General features: G+C 35.5%; 20 protein-coding genes. 14 read left to right on the forward strand and 6 right to left on the reverse strand.

Features of this window, described 5'->3' with window-relative positions; translation table 11 throughout:
- From JCM15579_RS07400 to JCM15579_RS07440, 9 genes are all read left to right on the forward strand, one after another.
- The coding region (locus JCM15579_RS07400) for an outer membrane beta-barrel protein (RefSeq protein ID WP_083464586.1) at positions 1-1,796 on the forward strand (1,796 nt) is incomplete at its 5' end.
- 16 nt (positions 1,797-1,812) lie between these two features.
- On the forward strand, positions 1,813-2,343 hold the full coding sequence (locus JCM15579_RS21855; protein WP_506256065.1) for an outer membrane beta-barrel protein: 531 nt from the start codon (positions 1,813-1,815) through the stop codon (positions 2,341-2,343).
- 151 nt (positions 2,344-2,494) lie between these two features.
- Positions 2,495-3,631, forward strand: a complete 1,137-nt coding sequence (locus tag JCM15579_RS07410) for a hypothetical protein (protein ID WP_054717981.1) — start codon at positions 2,495-2,497, stop codon at positions 3,629-3,631.
- Between the two features lie 58 nt (positions 3,632-3,689).
- A complete protein-coding gene (locus tag JCM15579_RS07415) occupies positions 3,690-4,430 on the forward strand; it encodes a DNA alkylation repair protein (protein ID WP_218186097.1) in 741 nt (246 codons plus the stop codon).
- A 39-nt stretch (positions 4,431-4,469) separates the two neighbouring features.
- Entirely contained in the window at positions 4,470-5,129 is a 660-nt protein-coding gene (locus JCM15579_RS07420; RefSeq protein ID WP_172677391.1) for a DNA alkylation repair protein, read from the forward strand.
- A gap of 29 nt (positions 5,130-5,158) precedes the next feature.
- The gene (locus JCM15579_RS07425; protein WP_054717987.1) at positions 5,159-5,491 is read left to right on the forward strand and encodes a cupin domain-containing protein; all 333 of its coding nucleotides are present in this window, start codon (positions 5,159-5,161) and stop codon (positions 5,489-5,491) included.
- Between the two features lie 166 nt (positions 5,492-5,657).
- Entirely contained in the window at positions 5,658-7,016 is a 1,359-nt protein-coding gene (locus JCM15579_RS07430; RefSeq protein WP_054717992.1) for an MATE family efflux transporter, read from the forward strand.
- A gap of 122 nt (positions 7,017-7,138) precedes the next feature.
- Complete coding sequence (locus tag JCM15579_RS07435) at positions 7,139-9,751, forward strand: T9SS type A sorting domain-containing protein (RefSeq protein ID WP_054717995.1); 2,613 nt, start codon at positions 7,139-7,141, stop codon at positions 9,749-9,751.
- Between the two features lie 441 nt (positions 9,752-10,192).
- Positions 10,193-11,293: a lactonase family protein gene (locus tag JCM15579_RS07440; RefSeq protein WP_054717999.1), complete on the forward strand. Its 1,101-nt coding sequence runs from the start codon at positions 10,193-10,195 to the stop codon at positions 11,291-11,293.
- Positions 11,294-11,295: 2 nt separating this feature from the next.
- On the opposite strand, the gene JCM15579_RS07445 is transcribed toward JCM15579_RS07440, so the two are convergent.
- Genes JCM15579_RS07445 through JCM15579_RS07470 form a run of 6 tightly spaced genes read right to left on the reverse strand, consistent with a single transcriptional unit; the run spans position 11,296 to position 15,496 of the window.
- Positions 11,296-11,601: an ASCH domain-containing protein gene (locus JCM15579_RS07445; RefSeq protein ID WP_054718002.1), complete on the reverse strand. Its 306-nt coding sequence runs from the start codon at positions 11,599-11,601 to the stop codon at positions 11,296-11,298.
- Complete coding sequence (locus JCM15579_RS22260; protein ID WP_054718005.1) at positions 11,602-12,168, reverse strand: YIP1 family protein; 567 nt, start codon at positions 12,166-12,168, stop codon at positions 11,602-11,604. It lies immediately after the preceding gene.
- A complete protein-coding gene (locus JCM15579_RS07455; protein ID WP_083464588.1) occupies positions 12,152-12,607 on the reverse strand; it encodes an NUDIX hydrolase in 456 nt (151 codons plus the stop codon). The genes JCM15579_RS22260 and JCM15579_RS07455 overlap by 17 nt, the downstream gene beginning before the upstream one ends.
- Before the next feature lie 9 nt (positions 12,608-12,616).
- Positions 12,617-13,042 carry a VOC family protein gene (locus JCM15579_RS07460; RefSeq protein ID WP_054718011.1) on the reverse strand — a complete coding sequence of 142 codons (426 nt, stop codon included), beginning with the start codon at positions 13,040-13,042 and terminating at the stop codon, positions 12,617-12,619.
- Entirely contained in the window at positions 13,039-14,472 is a 1,434-nt protein-coding gene (locus JCM15579_RS07465) for an SDR family oxidoreductase (protein WP_054718014.1), read from the reverse strand. Before JCM15579_RS07465 ends, JCM15579_RS07460 begins: the two co-directional genes overlap by 4 nt.
- A gap of 4 nt (positions 14,473-14,476) precedes the next feature.
- Entirely contained in the window at positions 14,477-15,496 is a 1,020-nt protein-coding gene (locus tag JCM15579_RS07470) for a TolB-like translocation protein (RefSeq protein WP_054718015.1), read from the reverse strand.
- 264 nt (positions 15,497-15,760) lie between these two features.
- On the opposite strand from JCM15579_RS07470, the gene JCM15579_RS07475 reads away from it, so the two are divergent.
- The 5 genes from JCM15579_RS07475 to JCM15579_RS07490 all read left to right on the forward strand — a co-directional run bounded on the left by JCM15579_RS07475 (position 15,761) and on the right by JCM15579_RS07490 (position 22,180).
- Positions 15,761-17,944, forward strand: a complete 2,184-nt coding sequence (locus tag JCM15579_RS07475; protein ID WP_054718018.1) for a GH92 family glycosyl hydrolase — start codon at positions 15,761-15,763, stop codon at positions 17,942-17,944.
- A gap of 52 nt (positions 17,945-17,996) precedes the next feature.
- Positions 17,997-18,821 (forward strand): endonuclease/exonuclease/phosphatase family protein, encoded by an 825-nt coding sequence (locus JCM15579_RS07480; RefSeq protein WP_054718021.1) that lies wholly within the window; start codon positions 17,997-17,999, stop codon positions 18,819-18,821.
- A gap of 95 nt (positions 18,822-18,916) precedes the next feature.
- Entirely contained in the window at positions 18,917-19,873 is a 957-nt protein-coding gene (locus JCM15579_RS22265) for a phosphoenolpyruvate carboxylase (protein WP_218186098.1), read from the forward strand.
- Entirely contained in the window at positions 19,837-21,465 is a 1,629-nt protein-coding gene (locus tag JCM15579_RS20725) for a phosphoenolpyruvate carboxylase (RefSeq protein WP_218186099.1), read from the forward strand. The genes JCM15579_RS22265 and JCM15579_RS20725 overlap by 37 nt, the downstream gene beginning before the upstream one ends.
- Positions 21,466-21,562: 97 nt before the next feature.
- Positions 21,563-22,180, forward strand: coding sequence for a hypothetical protein (locus tag JCM15579_RS07490; RefSeq protein WP_054718024.1), 618 nt, complete (start codon positions 21,563-21,565; stop codon positions 22,178-22,180).
- The last annotated feature ends 348 nt before the right edge of the window (positions 22,181-22,528 follow it).

Below are 22,528 nucleotides of genomic sequence, written 5' to 3' on the forward strand. Positions count from 1 at the left end.
AAAAAGGAAGTTCTTCGCTAAAGGGAAAAATTATTGAAAACCAATCAAACAAACCATTGGAGTTTGCAACAATTTCCATTTATTCTTCAGATAGTTCAAAGCTTGTAAAAGGAACAATTTCAAATAAGAGAGGCGATTTTTTGCTGGAAAAATTGAGTGCTGGATCCTATTACTTTAAGGTTGAGTATATGGGGTATATTACGTACAGTAGTAAAATGTTGGATATTAAGAATGGAGAAAGTAAGATTCTAACTAATCCCGTAAAACTTAAAATAGACACCAAAAATATTTCAGAAGTTAAGGTTGAAGGAAATAGAGAATTTTCCAAGGTAGAACTTGGTAAAACTGTTTACAATGTTTCCAAATCGCCGGTTGCGGATGGAGGAACCATAAATGAAGTTTTGAATACCCTGCCTAAATTGAGTGTAGATGCTGAAGGAGCAATACAATTTAGAGGAAGTTCTAATGTGAAAATTTTGATTGATGGAAAAATCAGTGGTCTTCTAGGTATTAATCCAGCTGAAGTTTTAAATGGTATGTCCGCTCACGATGTTGATCGTATTGAAGTAATCAGTACATCTTCTGCCAAATATGATGCAACGGGAGCAGGAGGTATCATTAACATTATCATGAAAAAGGACAGAATAAAGGGCTTTAATGGTAGTGTAGCTGCAACGGTAGGTACTAAGGATAAGAAATCTGGTGGTATTAGTGGAAATTATCGTACTGGAAAAGTGAATTTTTTCGGTTCATATAATTATAAAGATGATTGGGCAGGGAGAGATTACAATGTGCAAAGAGAGATTAAGAAGGAAGATGCACATACTCTTCTTTTGGAAAATGCAGATGTTGATTTTGGAAATCGATATCATATTGGAAAATTGGGTTTGGATTATTTGATTAATGATAATAACACGCTTACTTTTTCAGCCAAGTACCAAGATGTTCTTCAAAATTGGAATGGAAGCTATGATTATACTCGTGCAAATGTAGTAAGTAGTGCAATGCCAATTATTGATTATAGAACCAGTGCTGTTGATTTAGATATGAATTCATGGGTTTACAATGCTTCTTATATGCACAAGTTTGCTAAGAAAGGGGAAACTCTCTCGATAGATTTGGCTTATACAGATAATGCTGCTGACAATGCTGGTAACTATGCAGAGTATTTTAATATCCAAAATTTCGCTCAAGATGAAATATTGGAATCAACTGCTAATATCACAAACTTGTACTCAGATTTTTACAAAACGACAAGGAAAGAAGCTGTCGCTCAGGTGGATTATGAGCTTCCTGTTGGGGATAAAGGCAAGTTTCAAACTGGATATCTTTATAGAAATAACGAAATAGATTATAAGGTTGGTTCGGTTGTTTACGATTTTAATTACGAAGAAAACATCCACGGATTGTATGCAATGTATTCTGATTCAAAAGGGAAGTTTGCCTACGAATTAGGTCTTCGTGCCGAATATTCTGATATTAATACCAATAAAGAATTTAAGGATGATTATTTAGATCTTTTCCCAAGTATTCATTTGTCTTATCAGATTTCGGATAAGAAGCAATGGCAATTGGCTTATAGTAGAATGATATATCGACCTAATTCAGGAATGTTAAATCCTTTCCAAAACCTTCGCGATCCCGAAAATCAAAGGTTAGGATCACAGGATATGGATGCCTATTACAACCATAATGCAGAAATGTCAATGTCTTTCGATAGAGAAAAGGCAAGTTACAAAACTACCTTATATGTGAATTACTATAAAAATCTAATTAATCAATATCGATTTAATTGATGATAACAATAGATCTATTGTTCAATTTGGTAATTTTGATTCAAAGTTTTTCTCTGCTCTGGAGGTTGAAGCATCAACAAAGTTAAATAAGTGGTGGAGCTTGAGTGGATATGTGGCAGGTATTTATGAAGAAACAAAACCAGGAGAAGGATATAAGTTTGGTACACGTGATATGTGGGAAGTTGAAGGGAAAGTAACTTCAATCATGAACTTCAAAAAGTGGTTTAAACTTCAGGCGAGCTTCCGTTATCAATCAGAAATCTTGGTTGCTCAAGGAAAATATCAAAATTTGTACTATGTAGATTTAGGATTAAGTAGAAAAGTATTAAAAGGAAGAGGTAGTTTGTCTTTTACAGCTAATGATATATTCAATACTTTCAGATTTAAGATACATACTTCGGATCCTGAGTTTTATAATAAGGAAATCAAGTACAGAGAAACTCAAATTGCCAAATTAAGCTTTCGATACTTTTTTGGTAAGCGATATAGAATCATGAGAGCAAATTCGAAAAAATCTGGAATGAGACATTCCGAAAATGATATTTAAATTTAATGCATAAGCTTCATCATAAGATGAAGCTTTTTTTTAATATCATTAATCAAGATTTATTTAAACTCAATAAAAATAAATTTACTTTCTGCTTGACATTCAGCTCGGTCTTTCTTAATTTCTATTCTATTGGATAAATCGGAGGGAAATGAGCTTGAAATTAGTAGATATTAAAAAGCTGAAAATAGCGAGAGGTGTTGAAGACAGTAGACGATCCAGATTAGGTAGCAGAAGAAATTTTCTAAAAGGACTGGGGTTTGGATTTCTTGCTTTGCAACCTTCTTTAAATGCTTTTGGAAAGCTTCTTGGAAATGATATTCAATACAAAAAGAGTGAGAAATCCATTACGTTTTTTTCCGATGAAGGAAATTCTTGGAATATTGATCTGAAATCTTTTGACGGCAATCCAAAATTGATATTTCGAAAGAAACAGGAAGATTACCATTTGATTCTACGAAATGCTTTTTATCCAGGTACAGGCTTGCCAATGGATTTTAAAGCCATTCTCTACAATGATTTATCCTGGAGAATAAAAATCACTTTTACCAAACTGAATATATCAAAAGATCTGAATCTGTCCGATTGGATCAATGGCAAAATAAGAATAAGCTCGTTAGTCCATTTGCATGATAGAATTGAATTAAATAGTCGATATTCTTTGGATATTGAGGATCATTATCATTTTATCATTGATAAGTATTGGAAAATAACTTTACGGGGAAAAGATCTTGCTAACTATAAAGTGAACAATTTTTTTGGGACTGCTAAGCAAATTTGTTTCAGCTTTCCTGTTCAGAATGATTTGGCTTATTGTAATTCCAATTTTGAGCCAAAACTAAAATTGAGTATCACAACCCGAAATGTAGAACCATTTCTATCAAATTGGAAAATGTTTAATGGCTCAGAATTGTATGGCTGTAGTGAGGTACATCATCAGGTTCAAATATTAAAATCTGAGAGGCTCTCAGGGAGATCTTCATCAGTTGTATTGATTGATGAAATGGATGTTAAGGCTATGCATGGCTTTTTATTTCATAAGAAAATTAAAGAGGATCTAGAGGAGACACTTAAACTTTATCATTCTCAACTTGCAATTGAGTTAAATCATGAATCAGAAAAGTTGATTTTCTTTGCCAGCACAGCTAAAGATGAATTTTGGACAAATTCTTCCGAAGTTTCTTGCCAGTTAATCAATTCAAATGAAAAGACTGCATTTGAAATGTATGGTACAAATGGTAGAATAGAAGCAGTAAATGGATTGGCTCGTGCTGCTGATATCAAATAACGGTTGCCTGATGCCATTGTTTTAGGAGTTGAACATCCTGAAAAAACTGAGGTTGAAAATGAGTGTCAAGATAAAAGATAATACCAATATAATGACCAAAGAGGAAGTATTTAAAGAGTTGGAATCTTACGGAAACGAAGGAACAAAAAGTGTACTTGTAAAACATGGAGCTCGTGAGCCATTTTACGGCGTGAAGGTTCAGGACCTGAAGAAAATTGTGAGGAAAATCAAAAAGGATTACCAGCTTTCGTTGGAATTGTACGATTCAGGTAATTCTGATGCCATGTATTTGGCCGGATTAATTGCAGATGAAAAGATGATGACTAAAGCAGATCTTCAGAAGTGGGTGAAGGGTGCATATTGGTACATGATTAGTGAATACACTGTGCCTTGGATTGCTGCAGAGTCTCAATTTGGTTTCGAATTGGCTTTGGAATGGATTGAATCTAAGCAAGAAAACACAGCAGCTGCTGGTTGGTCAACTCTATCGAGTTTGGTTGCTCTAAAGCCAGATGAAGAATTGGATATAGAATTACTAAAAAGACTTTTGTTACGTGTTGAAAAGAATATTCATACTTCATCGAACAGGGTAAAATACACCATGAATGGTTTTGTAATCTCTCTTGGTGCCTATGTGGCGGAATTAACCAACTTGTCTGTGAAGATTGCAGAGAAGATAGGCAAAGTAGATGTGTACACGGGAAAAACATCATGCAAAGTACCTTTTGCACCAGAATATTTACAAAAAATAATAGATAAAGGAAGAGTAGGAAAGAAGAAAAAAACAGCTCGATGCTGAAAAATAGTATAGTTGAGCTTTTGTAAAACCAATGTCATCATGCAAACAAAAACCATTAGAATAGTAGAGCAATTCAGAAAGAACTTCGATGAAGAAAATGCCATTAAAATGTCGGCATATATGAAATGTCGTTTTCCATTTCTTGGATTACCTAAACCAAAAAGGGATGAATTGAGTAAAGGCTTTTTGAGAAAAGTTACTAAGGATAAAATGATCGATTGGAATTTGGTTAATTATCTTTGGGAACTTCCCGAACGAGAATTTCAATATCTGGCTCTGGATTATCTCGGAAAACTTAAGAAAGAGCTTGAGAAGAAGGATATCTCAAAATTAGAGCAATTGATTATTACGAAATCCTGGTGGGACTCTGTTGATTCCTTGGCTCCATTGGTAGGTGTATTGTGTAAAAAATATCCTGAATTAAAGACAGAGGTGATAAGTAATTGGATCATCAGCTCGAATATTTGGTTGAAACGTGTATCAATTATTTTCCAATTAAAATTCAAAGATGATGTTGATACAGAATTACTATCAAAGGCAATCATTGCAAATACTCTGACCAAAGAGTTTTTTGTGAACAAAGCCATAGGTTGGGCATTGCGTCAGTATTCCAAATTTAATCCCGATTGGGTCAAAGAATTTATCTCAAAGTATCCATTGTCTCCGCTTAGTGTAAGGGAAGGCAGTAAATATTTGTAAATTTCAAGCGAATTTAAAACTTATTCTAAATGCAAGACATCTATCCAGACATGATTAAGAATTTACCTGAAGCTGATATTCCTTTTAATGGAGTTCGCGGTTGGGTTGCGCAAGGTGAAAATCATCAGATTGTATTTTTCGATATTGAACCAATTGGTGAAGTTCCTCGACATTCACACGGTGCACAGTGGGGCATGGTAATCGATGGTGATATGGATCTGACAATTAATGAGGAAACCCAAAAATACAGAAAAGGTGATCATTATTTTATACCGGATGGAGTTCTACATTCGGCTAAATTTAATAGTAGAACCATTGTAATGGACTATTTTGCGGAAAGAGATCGATATAAACTGAAATAATTCTTTAAAGCTAAACATCTTTTTTTATTTAACTTTTCTCGCATAAGTTTACAGGCAATCAGAGGCTTTTTGCCTGTGAACAAATACCACTTACCGACTTTTGATAAATTTTATTTGGAATTAGTCTTTGTTGCCAGGCATTCTTGGTACATTTGTCCCACTTTCTATGGATAAAAACAGCCAAAACGTATACGAATTAGAGAATGCCAAAGTAAGCAGCTTGCTGTGGAAGTATTTTTGGCCTGCATTTACAGGAGTTGTAATCAACTCGCTGTATAATGTGGTTGACCGAATATTTATTGGCCAAGGCGTTGGATCGATAGCACTTTCCGGATTAAGTGCTGTGTATCCCATCATGTTAATTCTTATGGCATTTGGAATGTTAATAGGAATGGGCGCAGGTGTTCGTATCTCAATTAATTTAGGGAAGAAAGACTTTAAAAGGGCAGAATGGGTATTGGGTAACTCTTTTATTCTAATGCTCATTGTATCTGCATTCATTACCGTTTTAGGATTTACAATTAAAGATCCTCTTTTACGACTGTTTGGAGTGTCGACAGATACCATGGATATTGCAAATGAATATCTAAATATTATACTTTATGGTGCTGTATTTAATGTGGTTGGATTTTCTTTAAACAATCTGATTCGTTCTGAAGGGAATGCAAAAATTGCCATGTACTCCATGTTAATTAGTGCAGGAACCAACATTGTTCTCGATCCTATTTTTATATTCCTGCTTGATATGGGAGTTGCAGGAGCAGCATATGCAACAATTATTTCTCAGCTGATATTGTGCATCTGGGTGATCAAACACTTTAGAAGTGACCGATCCGTAATAAGGTTGAGCGCCACTAATTTTAAGCTTAATCCACAAATCATTTGGTATATCATTAGCATTGGATTTGCACCATTTTCTATGCAAATTGCAGGTAGCTTTGTGCAAGGATTATACAATATACAGCTAATTAAATTTAGCAATGATGTAGCCATTGCGGCCATGGGGGTCATCAATTCGGTTGCCATGTTAATTGTTATGACCGTTATTGCCATAAACATGGCATCACAACCAATTTTTGGATTTAGTCATGGTGCAAAACACTACCAGAGGGTAAAAGAGACGTTGAAAATTTGTATGACTGCAGCCACAGGAATTGCAGTAATTGGTTGGATATTGGTTCAGCTGTTCCCGGAAACCATGGTACTGGCATTTAATAGTACGGATAAGGAATTATTGCAAGTAGGAGCCAAAGGACTTAGAACATTCTTGATTGCACTACCGATAGTCGGATTTCAGATCATAGTAGGAAACTACTTTCAATCCATCGGAAGAGCAGGAGTGTCTACCTTGCTTACTTTAATGCGACAAGTAATTCTTTTGATTCCGATTCTTTTTATCCTACCAGATTATTTGGGGCTTGATGGAGTTTGGTTTGCAGGGCCAATTTCGGATGTAGGTTCAGCTATGATAGCGGGAATCTTTATCATCAGAGAGTTCAGAAAGTTGAATACTCAAATTGCTTAATTTCTATTTGTATTCGCAGGTGTGATTCGTCATTCTAAATAAGCAGTTTTACGAAATATTAATCTGCTTAATCCCTTGAATTTTTGTATTTTATACTTCGATATGTCAAAAGAAGGGACAAGATGAGAAGTGTATTGGTATTTCTGTTTTTCTTTTTACTGTTTGGTTGTTATTCTCAGGATGTTCCACTTGTTAATGAACAACATCCAAGAATAGAATTGGGCAAGGAGCGCTTTGACTGGTTAAAAGCGAATATATCCAGTGGGGAGTGTCAGGAAACCTATCAGCGATTTAAGAGTGCTTACGATAGAAATTGGGTTACCAGTTCAAAAACCTACATGGTTGGATCGGATTCCACTCAATGGAATTACGAGTTTGGTTCGAGTGATGCATTCCAAATGTCACGTATGACTGCCTTTTTATTGAAATTGGGGACTGATGGCTTGGCACTGAAACGCTGCGAATTTATTATATCGAGGTATGTTGAATACCTAAATTCATTAAACTTCGACAATTACTCAGGAGATACCAAAGAGAATCTGCTAAGGGATAATTGTAATTATGGAGCCATTCTTCTCGATTGGACTTACAATGATGTTCCACAGATTAAGAGGCAACAACTCTCCAAAGCGTTGTTTCGGGTTTTGGAATACTTTATGGATAACTATGTTCTAACCTCTTCAGGTAATAGCTATGTAACCAGCCATAACATTTATAATTGCGGAATTACCATGCATGCTGTACTTGCACTTCATGGTGCAGATGGATTATCATCAGGCCAGATGTCGGATGTAAATTCCTGGTACAAAACCTTGGTTGGCAAATGGGAAAATGGCATTCTACCAGCCTTTGCTTACTTTCGAGATGATGATGGAGGTTGGAATTGGGGAGCAGCTTATTCTATGTTCGGTTTGCCACGACAGTACCAGTTTTTTGATGATATGAAAATTGCAACAGGTACTGATTACTATCAAGAACAATCATGGATTAGAGAATCGATCAATCAGTACTGGTATTTCTATCGTCCAGATAATTATACCATTCATTTGGGGGATGCGGTAATCAATTTAGATCAGGCCAACAGGGTAATGTATCGTCATGCAGCAGAGTTTGGCGACGAAAGAAGCCAGTACTTGGTTCAAAAATATGGTGCAGCTCAATACCTGAACAATTCGAATCTGGTTTTTCAGAAACTTCTGTTTAAAGATTTTGAGACCCCTACGGTTTCGCATCCTGAGCCACCATTGGATTGGTGGGCTGACAAAACCGGACTGGCGGTTAGCCGAACTTCATGGAATGAGGATGCTACCATGATTTGGTATTATTGTGCTCCAGCCAAACGAGCGGATCATGAGCACAGAGACAACAACCATTTTGTAATTATAAAAGACAAACCTCAAATATTGGATGCTGGTCATTACGATTCTTATGCCACGAATCATTACAACAATTACTATTCGCGTACCATTGCGCACAATTCCATTTGTGTTTTCGATGGTTCGGAGTCGTATCGTGCTTTTGGCCGATCCGTTTCGAATGATGGTGGACAGATATGGACCGATCGATTGGAGAATGTGGGTGATGTTACAGATAGTGATCACAGAAGGGGAGAGTGGCTAAAGTTTGCTGCTGGCGACGAGTATGCTTATTATATCAGCGATGCTGCAGATTCTTATGCATCCAATAAATTGGACAGGTTCGAACGCAGGCTTTTGTATCACAAACCCGATAGAGTTTTGGTGTTGGATCATCTACACCTGCTAAATGTATCATCGAGAGAGCGAAAGGCAAAGTACATCAATCATTTTGCCAATCGTCCGGATATCAATGGTCAGGTGGTGAGTACTACAGTTTCTGATAAAATCATAACTTATAATGGCAGAGATTATAAAGCATCGCATGGGAATGGAAATGTCGCCATACGTACCTTGTTGCCAGAATCAACAACAACTACTTTAATTGGAGGAAGTGCGTATGAGTATTGGGTAAATGGAACCAACTATCCTCCAGACAATAGTCCCAATTTCGTTTCGGCACACCCTGGAAGCTGGCGAATTGAGGTTGAGCCAACGCAAGTAAGTGAGGATTTGGTTTATCTGCATACCATAAAGATTGGAGACAATCAAAATCCATCGAATGCAGGTGGCAAACTGTTTAAAAACGAAAGCACCATTGGTGTTGATTGGGAGAATCACCTGTATCTGTTCCATGCAAAGGGCGATACTTTAAATTCCTCTTATATGGTCAACCCGATAGAGGGAAGCCGAACCATTAAGATTTTTGCTTTGGATATGCAGACCAATAACTCATTTGGTGTGTTTGTTGACGATGAATTGCAGCGAGTTGGAGATTCGAATGAAGCTGGGATTTTTGAGATTACAGTGGATCTATCTGAAGGAACGCACCAGTTGGTAGTTCGTGATACCATTGCTGGAGATCCGAATCCAGATACCGATCCAGATCCTACACCAGACCCAGGCGATGAGGCCGAAAGAGAGGTAAAAGTATATCCAAATCCAAGCAATGGAATTTTTACCATATTAATTGAACACGATGAGGTGAATGAGTTTCGGTTGAGTACTTTCGATTCTACAGGAAGGAAGGTAATGGAATATTTGAATTCGGGCAATCATATGGATTTGAATATGAATGGACTTTCTTCTGGTGTCTACTATTTACTCATTCAGTATCTCGATAAACAAGTGAAACGAAAGATTGTGCTTGTTGATAAATAAGTGTAGTAAACGCAAAAAGGTGAAAATCCTTTATAAATACTGACCCCGATAGAGTTTTGACTCGCCCTGTGATATTTTCACCCTTCAATTAATCAAATCCCTTTTTCAATTTACTCCAGAAGTGATTCAATTTCATTTTTCTCCTTCCCCTGAACTAAATTTCTAAGTCAATTTGAAAAAAGTACCCATTAATTGACGAAAGAATGTTTCCCATGACTTCATTTTTCTTTCCCATTGGAAAAAGTATGGTCTCAATTCAATATTCTATGTCGATAATTAAGTAAAGGAAGTTTCCACTGTATTATTCTTCTATTCCAATTGAAAAAATCAACCTTAATTTCTGTAGTGACTCAGGTTTTATGCTTGGTAATTTTTCCTATCCATTAATATAGTTGATGCCCATAATTTTCTCTTATCTTTGAGTGAATTAATTCAAATCTCATGAATAAATCTACAATCATACTGGTGCTGATATCTATTTTTGCGCTATCATGCAATCAATCAAAAGAGAAGAAAATGACTCAGGCAGCCTATTCTATCTATATCGGCACATATACCGATACCAACTCTAAGGGAATCTATAAAATCGCAATGAACAAATCGGGAAAGTTTGGCGAACTGAGTTTACAAGCTGAAACCAAGAATCCATCTTTTTTGTGTTTTGCCAATAAGGGTAAAAATTTGCTTGCGATAAATGAGATCAATTCATTGGATGGAGTAGGGAGTGTTGAAAGCTATAAGATAGGTGATCAGCTTGAGTTGATCAGCAGGAAATCGAGTGGGGGAGCACATCCTTGTTTTGTTACAGAAAAGGAGGGTATTGTTCTAACAGCTAACTATACCGGTGGAAATACGGGTTTACTGCGAGTTGATGAAAAAGGAAACCTTTCTGAACTGATGGATGTGAATCAGCACAAAGGATCAGGAACCGTTGAGGGTAGACAAGATGCTCCACACGCTCATAGTATTTGGTTTCATCCCAATAAAGATAGAGTAATTGCTGTGGATTTAGGAACCAATGAATTGTGGACTTCTACCATTAAGGATGATAAATTTGACCATACAGAACGCATTGTAATGCCTGAAGGGTCAGGGCCAAGACATTTGGCCTTTCATCCCAATGGCAAATTTATTTATGTGATTAATGAACTAAGCAATACAATCACCCTTCTAAAGGGAGAAAGCTTACAAACTATTGATAATGTAAATACCTTGCCACAAGCTTTTGAAGGAAGCAGTTTTACTGCAGATATTCACATTTCATCCGATGGAAAGTTTCTGTACGGTTCTAATCGCGGACACAACAGCATTGTGATATATGCTGTATTGGAAGATGGAAGACTGGAATTGATAGGACATGAGTCTACACGTGGTGAACATCCTCGTAATTTTAGCCTTAGTCCTGATGAGAAATTTTTGCTTGTAGCCAATCAGAATACCAATAATTTGGTATGCTTTAAGCGCAATAAAGAAACAGGCTTACTCACTTTCATTGATGAGACAAAAGCACCTAAACCTGTTTGTGTGTTATTTGAAAAATAGAATTATACAGTTTTGAATTCAATCAACATTAAATGGTCTGTTTGTTTTAGGTCAGGATAAAATCCCAGCAAAACAGACCATAATTCTTCTTTCGTATCAAAGCCATCCTTCTTGATTTCTGCTATTGTCAATTCTTTAAAATTCTTGTGTGTCACTTTCGTAATTCGTATTTCTATTGAAGGCTTGTCATCAAAAATGGCTTCGCCTTTTCCCAATTCAGGAGCAGGTTCATCAACTCTTGCAGTTTGAGTTTTGTTGCCATCTTTAATGGCCTCATAAAAATCGGAGTGGAAATTGATTTGGGACATTTATATATATTTGATTGCACTTATAATGTTTAGGATGATCCATATGATTAAAAAAGGACTAATATTTATGAGAGCTTTAAAATATCCATAATCATTAAAGAAATTTAACCCTTGGATTAGAATCTTAATAGATAGAATATAGAATGCTAAATTAAATATATTTAGAAAATAAGTGTGTGATTGAATGTTCTCAATGTTAAAATACAAAGGTATAAGTATACAAAGTTTGATTAATGTTGGAATTAATGAATATGCAAAAACAGTCTTTATATCTATATATTCAGCTTGCCCCTTCAATAATTTTCCGAAAAGTAATGTAATGTACGGTAGAATATATCTACCTACTATTACAGAAACTCCTATGCTTAATAAAATTAGAAACAGCAAAATTCCCAAACCAGATTCATTGAAATATGGGTAATCTTTAAAAACAGAATCTAATCCAATTAGAATACCATAAATCATGAATATAATATCACTATATCCACTTAGCTCATCTGAAAATTTATTATTTAACTTTTCATAGGTCATTTTAGTGTTAAAAAGAATGCTAAATACAGTTGACATGGCTATTAGAGTTATTTATTAATATCTGATTCACCTCTTCGAAGACTAGATTCTGAATATCAGGATAGGTTAAATCCTCAGGCAAGTCCTTAAAGAAACGAATTTCTGCAATCTCAGATTTAGGCAATTCTCCCAAATAAGTAATATTGGCAAAAAAGATTCTTCCATAATTGATTTCGCCTTTCCAATCGCAGGAATAGTCGGCAATTAATTTAAGGCTAAATTCTTTGGCTCCGGTTTCTTCGTACAGCTCTCTTCTGGCTGCCTGTAGTGCTGTTTCATTCGCTTCAATATGTCCAGCAGGCATTTCCCATGTTTCGCGCATTCTATGACGCACAAACACCCATGTATTTTGATATTTCGAACAAACTATGGAATACTTTAAATTTTCGTCCGGTATACTTAAGGGATCTAAAAAATTAACGATTGGTTTTGTCATGTGTATATCTTACTCAGAGGTTGACTTTCCTTTGTACATCTCACTAAATGGGCCTTCAATAGGTTCCCAAAGTTCTACTTTATTTCCTTCAGGATCAAGAATCCAGCCAAATTTTCCATATTCAAATACTTGCATCTCTCCAACAATCTCAACCCCTTCCTCTTTTAAAATTGTAAGCAATTCTTCAAGGTTCTCAACACGATAATTGAACATGAAATCTTTCTTTGAAGGCTGAAAATATTCAGTGTTCTCCTCAAACGGCCCCCAAATGGTAAATCCAGTTTCTTCAGGCTTACTGGTTTTTTGCCATTCAAATACACCACCATATTCATCAGGACATTGAATGCCCAAATGTTTGTTGTACCATTCTCTTGTTCTTTTGGGATCTTTGGTTTTGAAAAAGATTCCACCTATTCCTGTTACGCGTTTTTTCATGATCTTTTATTGTAATTTATAATGCCATTAATCATTCCTTTAAATATAAAAACATGGAATGGGTAACTCAAATACCAATACAGTCTTCCTGCCAAGCCTTTGGGTCTGAAAATGGCTTTTTGCTGCAGATGGTTTTGCTTCAATGAAAATTCGAGCCAAGCTTCTCCCGGTAATTTCATTTCAGCGTAGAGCAATAACCTCTTATTTTCTTTATCGGCCAATAATACTCTCCAAAAATCCAGAGAGTCGCCAATCTCTATTTCCGAAGGATGTCTTCGTCCACGATTTAGGCCAACACCACCAAACAGCTTATCCAAAAAGCCACGAAATTGCCATAGCCAATTTGCATAATACCAGCCTCTATCTCCACCTAAAGCCCAAACATTATCCAAAACCAATTGTTTGTTTTTCACAGGAAGAATTTTGGTATCAAAATAACAACCAAAACTTGGAGGCTCTACATACTTAAAGTTTTTGTTCGATAATATTCCACTACTTAAGGCATCTTTCCAGGATGAAATTACCATCTGCTGTTTGATTTTACCCATAGCTTTTTCAATCGCTTCTTTGTATGAGATTGGATGAATATCAAGTTTTTGGGCAAAATCATTTGGTCGGCAAACCACTTCCACTTTCATGCTGTTAACCAGGTTTACCGCTAGGTTATAGGATGTTGAAGTTATAAAAAATAGCCAGTAGGAAGAAAGGCGAGGTGTCATTATGGGTAAAGTGATTACCTTTCTATTCAGTTTTCGAACCTCAGCATATTGCAATAGCATTTCCTTATAACTTAGAACTTCCGTTCCGCCAATATCAAAGGTCTGGTTCAGACAGTGTTTGTTGTAAATTACCTTGTGCAAATACTCAATTACATTGCGAATGGCTATGGGTTGACATTTGGTTAATAACCATTGTGGGGTTATCATTATTGGTAGCTTTTCTACCAAATCGCGAATAATTTCGAAAGATGCACTGCCAGAACCAACTATAATTCCTGCTCTTAAAATGGTCACATAGCTGCGACTCTCTTTTAGGATGTCTTCAACTTCTTTTCTCGATTGTAAATGCTTTGAAAGTTTTTCTTCATTGGCAATGCCGCTAAGGTATACAATTTGTCGATTCTCCGTTTTCTTTAGGCAGTTTACAAAGTTTTGTGCACATCGTTTTTCGAGAACATCAAATCCTACAGTACCATGAAGCATTGAATGAATCAGGTAGTAGCTGACCTGAATATCTTTTGGAATTTTCTCTAAAGATTTTGGATCTAGAAGATCCACTTCTAATACCCTAATGTTTGGATGGAAATATTCTTTATGCGTAAACCGTTGCTTGTTTCGAACACAGCAATACACAGTATGACCTTGTTCCAAGAGAACAGGAAGTAATCGTTTACCTATATAACCATTGGCGCCGGTCAATAAAATCTTCATATGCCTACTGTTTGTTCTGTTTTGCTAAAGCTTCTGCTTTAAGATCTTCTATAAAATCGGTTTTTATCCAATACAAATCAAGATTTCCATTTTGTGGAGAAACAGCATTTTTCTTTATCTCCTTGAGATTTGGCCTTTCCTGACGTATTTGCTTGTTATTAGAAAAGATAAAATATTTTCCATCAGGAGACAAAGATGGCGACAATGCAAATGTGTTTGGGAAATTTACTTTATTCCCCATATTCATTAAAGGAGTCCAATTATCATTCCCTAAATTAAAGCTGATATAATAATCTGCTCGACCAATGCTATTCCCTTCAATCAAAGTACAAACAATAAGGTAACTCTCATCAGGTGCAATCAGCGAGTTGTATTGCATATTGGTAGGATTTACTTCTTTAGGAAGACGCTCTGGCGTTTGATATTTCCCATCAATCAATTTCGATCGATATATGACTTGCACATTTTTACTTTCTTCGTGTGTGTAGTAAATGGTACCACTATTGGTTAATGTTGGATAATATTGTCCTGAATCAGTATTTATTGGTCCTTCTAGTTCATATGGTTCCGACCATCCCTCAACTGTTTTATCCATTACCCAAATGTTTTGATAGAACCATCCATCTTTTTGTTCCTTTCCTTTGGGCGGTCTTGTGGACATGAAGAACAATTTTTTGCCATCTCGGGTAATGAATGGTTCAAGATCTTTGTATGCTGGATTTCCTGAAAAAGAAGCAAATTTAGGCTCAGTCCAAACATCATTTACCAGTTTGGAAGTGGCAATGTAATAGTCAGCGCCATTTCTGATGGTATAGTATATTTCTTTACCATCGGGACTCATGGTAAAGTCTCTTTCATGCAGATGACTGGATACGAAGTTGGGTGCAAATAACCTGGCGATGCTATCCGGTTTAATTTCTCCTAAATATTCTCCTTTTCGGATATTTTTAATACCTGATTCTTTTTGTTGAGTGCATGAGTAAATAATTACAAGAAGGAATACTGTGTAAATTAGTTTTTTCATTGAGTTTTAGGTTAAAATTTGGTAGTTATCTAATTTACTAAAATATTTATTCATTTAGATCTTAAAAATCAATAGCGGATAATTAGGAAGTGATTAATGAATATTGGAAATGCATTTCTTAGAATTTATTAAAAAAATGAAACAGCTTTTGCACGAATTGTAGGATATGAATGCATGTTTTGTTTATATTTGGAACATATTTCCAAAAGCCAATTTACTATTTACATTTTCCATTTTATTTGGAAAATAAACTATTTACTTATTATGAGATTATTAGCCTTTTGTTTGGCAATGATTGGTCTCTTTGCGTGCAATAAAAAGCAGGCAGAGCCGCGGAAATTAACTAGCTATGTAAATACTTTCGTAGGTACCGATGGACCAGGTAATACTTATCCTGGAGCAGTAATGCCTTTTGGTATGGTGCAGCTTAGTCCTGATAACGGTTTGCCAGGTTGGGATAGAATCGCAGGGTATTTTTGGCCTGATTCAACCATAGCTGGATTTAGTCACACTCATTTATCAGGAACTGGCGCAGGGGATATGTATGATATTCTTTTGATGCCTTTAAATAGTCGTTTTACAGATAATTTAACACCGGAAGGAGATTATCGTCCATACTCAAAATTTTCTCATGAAAAGGAGGAAGCTTCACCTGGCTATTATAAAGTGGAATTGTTGAGTTCGGGAATTACCGCTGAGCTTACCACTACAAAGCGAGTAGGTTTTCACAGATACAGTTTTCCTAAAGATTCTGATTCTAAAATTATTTTGGATTTGGGATATAAATTGAATTGGGATAACCCATATGATACTAAAATAATTGTTGAGAATGATTCGACCATATCGGGATACAGAAAATCAAATGGTTGGGCAAGAGATCAACATCTGTATTTTACTGCACAATTTTCAAAAGCTTTTAAATCTGTTGAATTGTTTGAAGGAGATAAGAAGTCGGCAAATATGTCGGTTACCTCTCCTAAAACAAAATTGATCGCAAATTTTGACATTGAAAATCCTGAAGAAATTTTGGTAAAAGTTGCCTTATCTTCTGCTTCCATTGAAGGAGCAAAAAAGAATATGAAGGCAGAGCTAAATCATTGGGATTTTGATGGTGTAGTAAAACAAGCCGATCAAGAATGGGAGAACTTATTGTCTCAGATTGAGATTGAAGCAGATGAAGAACAAAAAGAATTGTTTTATACCAATTTGTATCATTTATATCTTACTCCTAGTTTGCACTCAGATATTGATGGAATGCACAAAGGTGCAGATGGAAAATACCACAAAGCAGAGGGATTTGATCGCTATGATACTTTCTCATTGTGGGATACCTACAGAGCTGCACATCCATTATACACAATTTTATGTCCTGATAAAGTAGAAGATTTCATCAAATCTTTTCTAATTCATTACGATGAAACAGGTTTGTTGCCTGTATGGTCTATGGCAGGGAACGAAACCAATATGATGATTGGATATCATGCGGTTCCGGTAATTGTAGATGCTTATTTTAAAGGAATTGAAATGGATGTTGAAAAAGCTTACAAAGCTTGTAAAGAATCGGCAATGGAGAAAGGTCGCCAGATTGATGAGTATATGCACTTGGGCTATGTTCCTACTGATGAAGAAGGTGAAAACTGGTCTGTTTCAAAAACATTGGAGTATGCTTACGATGATTGGTGTATTGCACAGTTTGCAAAAGCTTTAAATAATGAAGCAGACTACAAATATTTCTTAAAAAGAGGAGAAAATTGGAAAAATCTATACGATCCAAAATCAACTTTCTTTAGACCTAAAGATCCTAAAGGAAATTTTGTTTCACCATTCATACCTAAGGAATATACCAATTACTTTTGTGAGAGTAATGCCTGGCAGTATTTCTGGTATGTACCTCAAGATGTGCCAGAGTTTATAAAAACAGTTGGGGAGGACAAATTTTCGGCGAAATTGGATTCAATGTTTACTTATTATCCTACGGCAGATGATAAGTTGCCGATATTTAGCACAGGTATGATTGGTCAATATGCTCACGGAAATGAACCAAGTCATCATGTTGCCTACTTGTACAATTATATCAATCAAGCAGAGAAAACTCAGGAAATGGTTCGCAGAATTATCAATACCCAATACACTACTCAACCAGATGGATATTGTGGTAATGAGGATTGCGGTCAAATGTCTGCTTGGATGGTATTTTCGTCTTTAGGAATCTATCCGGTAAATCCGGCGAATGGAGTTTATGATATTACTTCACCTTGGGTTGAAAAAGGAATTTTGCATTTGCCGAATGGTAAAACTTTTACCATTACTACCGAAAACCAAGGCAAAGAAAACCACTACATTGAAAAGGTATTGCTAAATGGTGAAGAGTACAAAGAATTAACCATTACTCATCAGCAAATAATGCAAGGTGGAGAATTGCATTTTGTATTAAAATCAACGAAATAGTTTAGTTAGGCTGTGCTTTAAGTGCAGCCTTTTTTCAAATTTGAAAAGAAAAATGAAGAAAGTAATATGTAATATCATAATAATACTGGGATTACTAATGAATTCCTTGTATGCCCAAAAATTTATGACCTATAATCTGCGATACGATAATCCCAATGATGGCATAAACAAGTGGGAACTTCGAAAAGAAAATATCATTGACCTAATTTGTGAGTATCATCCGGACGTATTCGGTACACAAGAAGGTTTGTGTCATCAACTTGAATTTTTAGATGAGAACTTAACAGATTATTCATATGTTGGAGTTGGAAGAGACGATGGGAAAAAGAAAGGGGAATATTGTGCTATTTTTTATAAAAATTCAGCTTATAAAATTGTAAAAGAATCTACATTTTGGTTGTCAACAACTCCAAATGAAATATCGGTTGGCTGGGATGCTGTTCTTGAGAGAATATGCACATATGCTTTATTTGAAGATAAGAAATCAGGAAAACAATTTTGGGTGTTTAATGCTCATTTCGATCATGTTGGAGAAAAAGCTCAATATGAAAGTGCTAAGTTAATCTTGAAGAAAATTCAACAATTGAATCAGGGAAATTTGCCTGTTGTTTTAATGGGTGATTTAAATTTAAAGCCAGAAAGTAAAGCCATAAAGTATTTGGCCGATAATATGATTGATTCTCATATTAAAGCAAAAACTAAATCAAAGATTGGAACCTTTAATGCCTTTGAACACGATAAGCCCGTAACAGATAGAATCGATTATATTTTTGTGGATAACTCAACAAAAATAGTCAATTACAAAATTATTGATCTTAAAGTAGATGGTAAATATCCATCTGATCATTTGCCAGTAATGATTGAAATAAAAAAATAAATCTTCAAGTTTCTGATTGTATCTTTTATGCCAATTCACTCTTTTTACTATCTTGAATGAAGAATTAAAGGGGGAGAATAATAATATAAAGGCCTATGCAATCAGAAACATTTCAAAACGAAGTTGAACTTCGGTACAAATTGTACAATAGTATCTTTCTAACGCTTCCGTTAGATGGCATACACGGAACAGGTATTCTTATTCCCCTTATGAAGGATACTTGTCGTAAGGGATTAGAGGAAGGAAAATCTCCTGTTGAGATTTTAGATCATTTTTTCGAAAAGCAAACCAATTTTAAAACAGAATCGGAACAGTTGGATTTCATGTTTCGTGTGATTAACTATATTGAGCGTCAAGTAGTATTATTGGATGCCTTGGAAGATGCGGCTTTTTTAGATTTGCATGATCCGGAAAGAAGAGGAAAGATAGAATCGATTAAAAACAGATTATCAAGTAGTGAAAGCAAGGAGAAAATTGGTGAGGCGTTAAAAAGTCTGGCAGTTCGAATTGTATTGACAGCGCACCCAACACAGTTTTACCCAAGTACGGTATTGGCAATTATTAATGATTTAATTGATGCCATTCAAAAGAATGACCTACTGCAGATAAAAATGTTATTAACGCAGCTTGGTAAAACTCCCTTCTATAAAAAGGAACGACCAACGCCTTATGATGAGGCCAAAAGTTTAAGCTGGTATCTCGAAAACATATTTTATCAATCTGCATCCGAATTGTATGGAGATTTGATGAAAGAAGTGAGTAATCCGGAAGAGCAGGACGGAAATGTACTTACTTTCGGATTTTGGCCTGGAGGCGATCGCGATGGTAATCCTTTTGTAAAGGTAGATACTACTTTAGCTGTGGCTGATAGGTTGCGAAGTATTCTACTGTCAAATTATCACGATGATATCAGAAAACTGCGAAGAAGATTAAGTTTTAAAGGCGTTTACGAGAAACTACTTGCTCTGGAGAGAGAATACTGCAAGCAGTTAATGGTGAAGATACCTCATCCAGGATGCAGCAGGAAGAAATCCTTCAATCCTTGGCGGTAATTGAAAAACAATTGATAGAAGAGCATGATGGTTTCTTTGTAGAATTGTTGCATGAATTTAGGAACAAGGTCTTGTTGTTCGGAACTCATTTCGCTGGAATAGATATCAGGCAGGATAGCAGAATTATAAAGCAAGCCTTTGATGTGCTTTGTTCCACAGCTCCAGAATTGAAGGATCAAAATTGTAGTTTGGAGTTTGAGGAATTAACCAAACTGAATACTCCGGTTTCTTTATTCCAGTCGGATGATGAAGTGATAAAAGATACTTTGAGTCTTTTTGGAACCATTAAGGAAATTCAGAAAAGAAACGGAGTGAAAGCTTGTAATCGAATAATTATAAGCAATTGTAGAGGTGAAGATGATGTGGCAAGAGTTTTTGCTATGGCTAAAATGTGTGCTTGGCAGGGTGAAATTCCATTGGATATTATTCCTCTGTTTGAAACCATTAATGACTTGGAAAAAGCTGCGATTACCATGCGTAAGCTTTATGAGAATGAAGAATATGCGGAGCATCTTGTAAGCAGAGGAAAGAAACAAACCATAATGCTTGGATTTTCTGACGGAACAAAGGATGGAGGGTATTTCTCGGCAAACTGGAATATCTACAAAGCGAAGGAGAATATTACCAAACTATCTCGTGAAATGGGAATTACAGTTGCATTTTTCGATGGTCGTGGGGGACCACCAGCACGCGGAGGTGGAAATACACATAAATTCTATTCATCATTGGGAAATACGATAGAGAATCGCGAAATCCAAGTTACCATTCAAGGACAAACCATTAGTTCTAAATTCGGAACCCGGGATTCTGCAAGATTTTACCAGGAGCGATTAATTTCTGCAGTATTGGAAAACAGTTTATTTGATGACTCGGACAAGGTGTTGAGTGACAAAGATAGATTAGTGATGGAAAAACTTTCGGAATATAGTTTGGCAGAATATCAAAGGTTTAAATCATCAGATAAATTTGTTCCTTACCTGGAGAAGATGAGTGCTTTAAAATACTATGGTAAAGCAAATATTGGTAGTCGTCCGGGAAAGAGAAAGCAAACCGAGAAACTGAATTTCGAAGATCTTAGAGCAATTCCTTTTGTTGGAGCATGGAGCCAAATGAAACAGAATGTTCCAGGATTTTTTGGTGTAGGATCATCATTAAAGAAACTAGAAGAGGAAGGATTACTTTCTGACTGTAAAAATTTGTACAATTCATCATTGTTTTTTCGAACGCTAGTAGCAAATAGTATGCAATCCATCTGTAAGTCGTACTTTAAACTTACCGAGTATATGAAGAATGATGAAGAATTTGGCGAGTTCTGGGGGTGGATCTATGATGAATATCAATTAAGCATAGAAATGTTGTTGAAGGTATCTGGTCAGGATGAGTTAATGCAAAATGCTTTATTCTTAAAAGATTCGATTAATCTTAGAGAAGAAATAGTATTGCCATTAATTACAATTCAACAGTATGCTCTAATAAAAATTAGAGAATTAGAGAAAAAAAATGTAACAAACGCTACAAAATACAGTATATTGCAAAAGTTGGTCATCAGATCTCTTTATGGTAACATAAATGCAAGTCGAAATTCTGCCTAAAAAATGTTTAAGAAAAAATGAACAGCTGGCAATTTTAAGACATGTTGATCGTTTAATTGTAATCAGAGCTTAAATTAATAATAGAAACCCAATTAAAATGCACAAATCAATTCTTACGTACTGTTTACTGTTTTTATTTTCGTTAACATTATCGGCACAGGAAACTGAATCGACCCAACAGGAAGCGAAACCATCCTTGGATAATGGAACAATAAGTAGCCAATTTCAATATATGACAAAAAAATCAAGTAATTGGCAAGGTCATGAAGTGATTAAGGTGGAGATGTTGAGTAAATACCAATCAAATGTTCAAGATTCTCTAAACCAACTAAAATCTTTCCTTAAAAAATCTGAAACTAAAGTAGATAATCAGGGAAGGGAAATTGATAATCTTAATACTGAAATTCAGAATTTAAAAAAGGAATTGGATGAAACCATCCGTATGAAGGATAGTATGAAATTTTTAGGCATGGAATTGTCTAAATCTACATACAATACTTTAATGTGGGTACTTATTCTAGGTTCATTGGCTGTAGCTGGTGTTTGCTTTATGATGTTTAAACGAAGTAATGTTGTAACCGTTGAAACCAAGCAAACTTTGGACGAGGTTAGAGAAGAGTTTGATACTCATAGAAAAAACGCATTGGTAAGGGAACAAAAGTTGGCCCGTCGTCTTCAGGATGAGGTAATAAAAAATAAAAATTTGGGATTGTAAATATTCCGTGAAAAAATAAAAAAATAACGAGGCTGTACACCATTTGGTGCAGCCTCGTTTTGTATAAAGTATTTTGTGATGTACCTGAATTTATAATGCATTATTTACAAGTTTCTTGGCGCAATAAAGCCCTCCAATTACAGATAACGTAATTAGACTTAATGCAAACTTGCAATAAAAACCACAATAAAAACCTTCTTGGGCTCCACATTTAAATGCAGAACATCCTACAGCTATTAAAATCAGGTAATCTATAAACAGAAAACAAGCCAATAGAAATGTTGTAAACAACAATTTTTTCATTTTTCTAAATATTACTTCTTTTAATCAAAAGGAATACCTCCCAAT

Source organism: Marinifilum fragile JCM 15579 (assembly GCF_001310955.1).
In the GTDB taxonomy this organism is placed as follows: domain Bacteria; phylum Bacteroidota; class Bacteroidia; order Bacteroidales; family Marinifilaceae; genus Marinifilum; species Marinifilum fragile.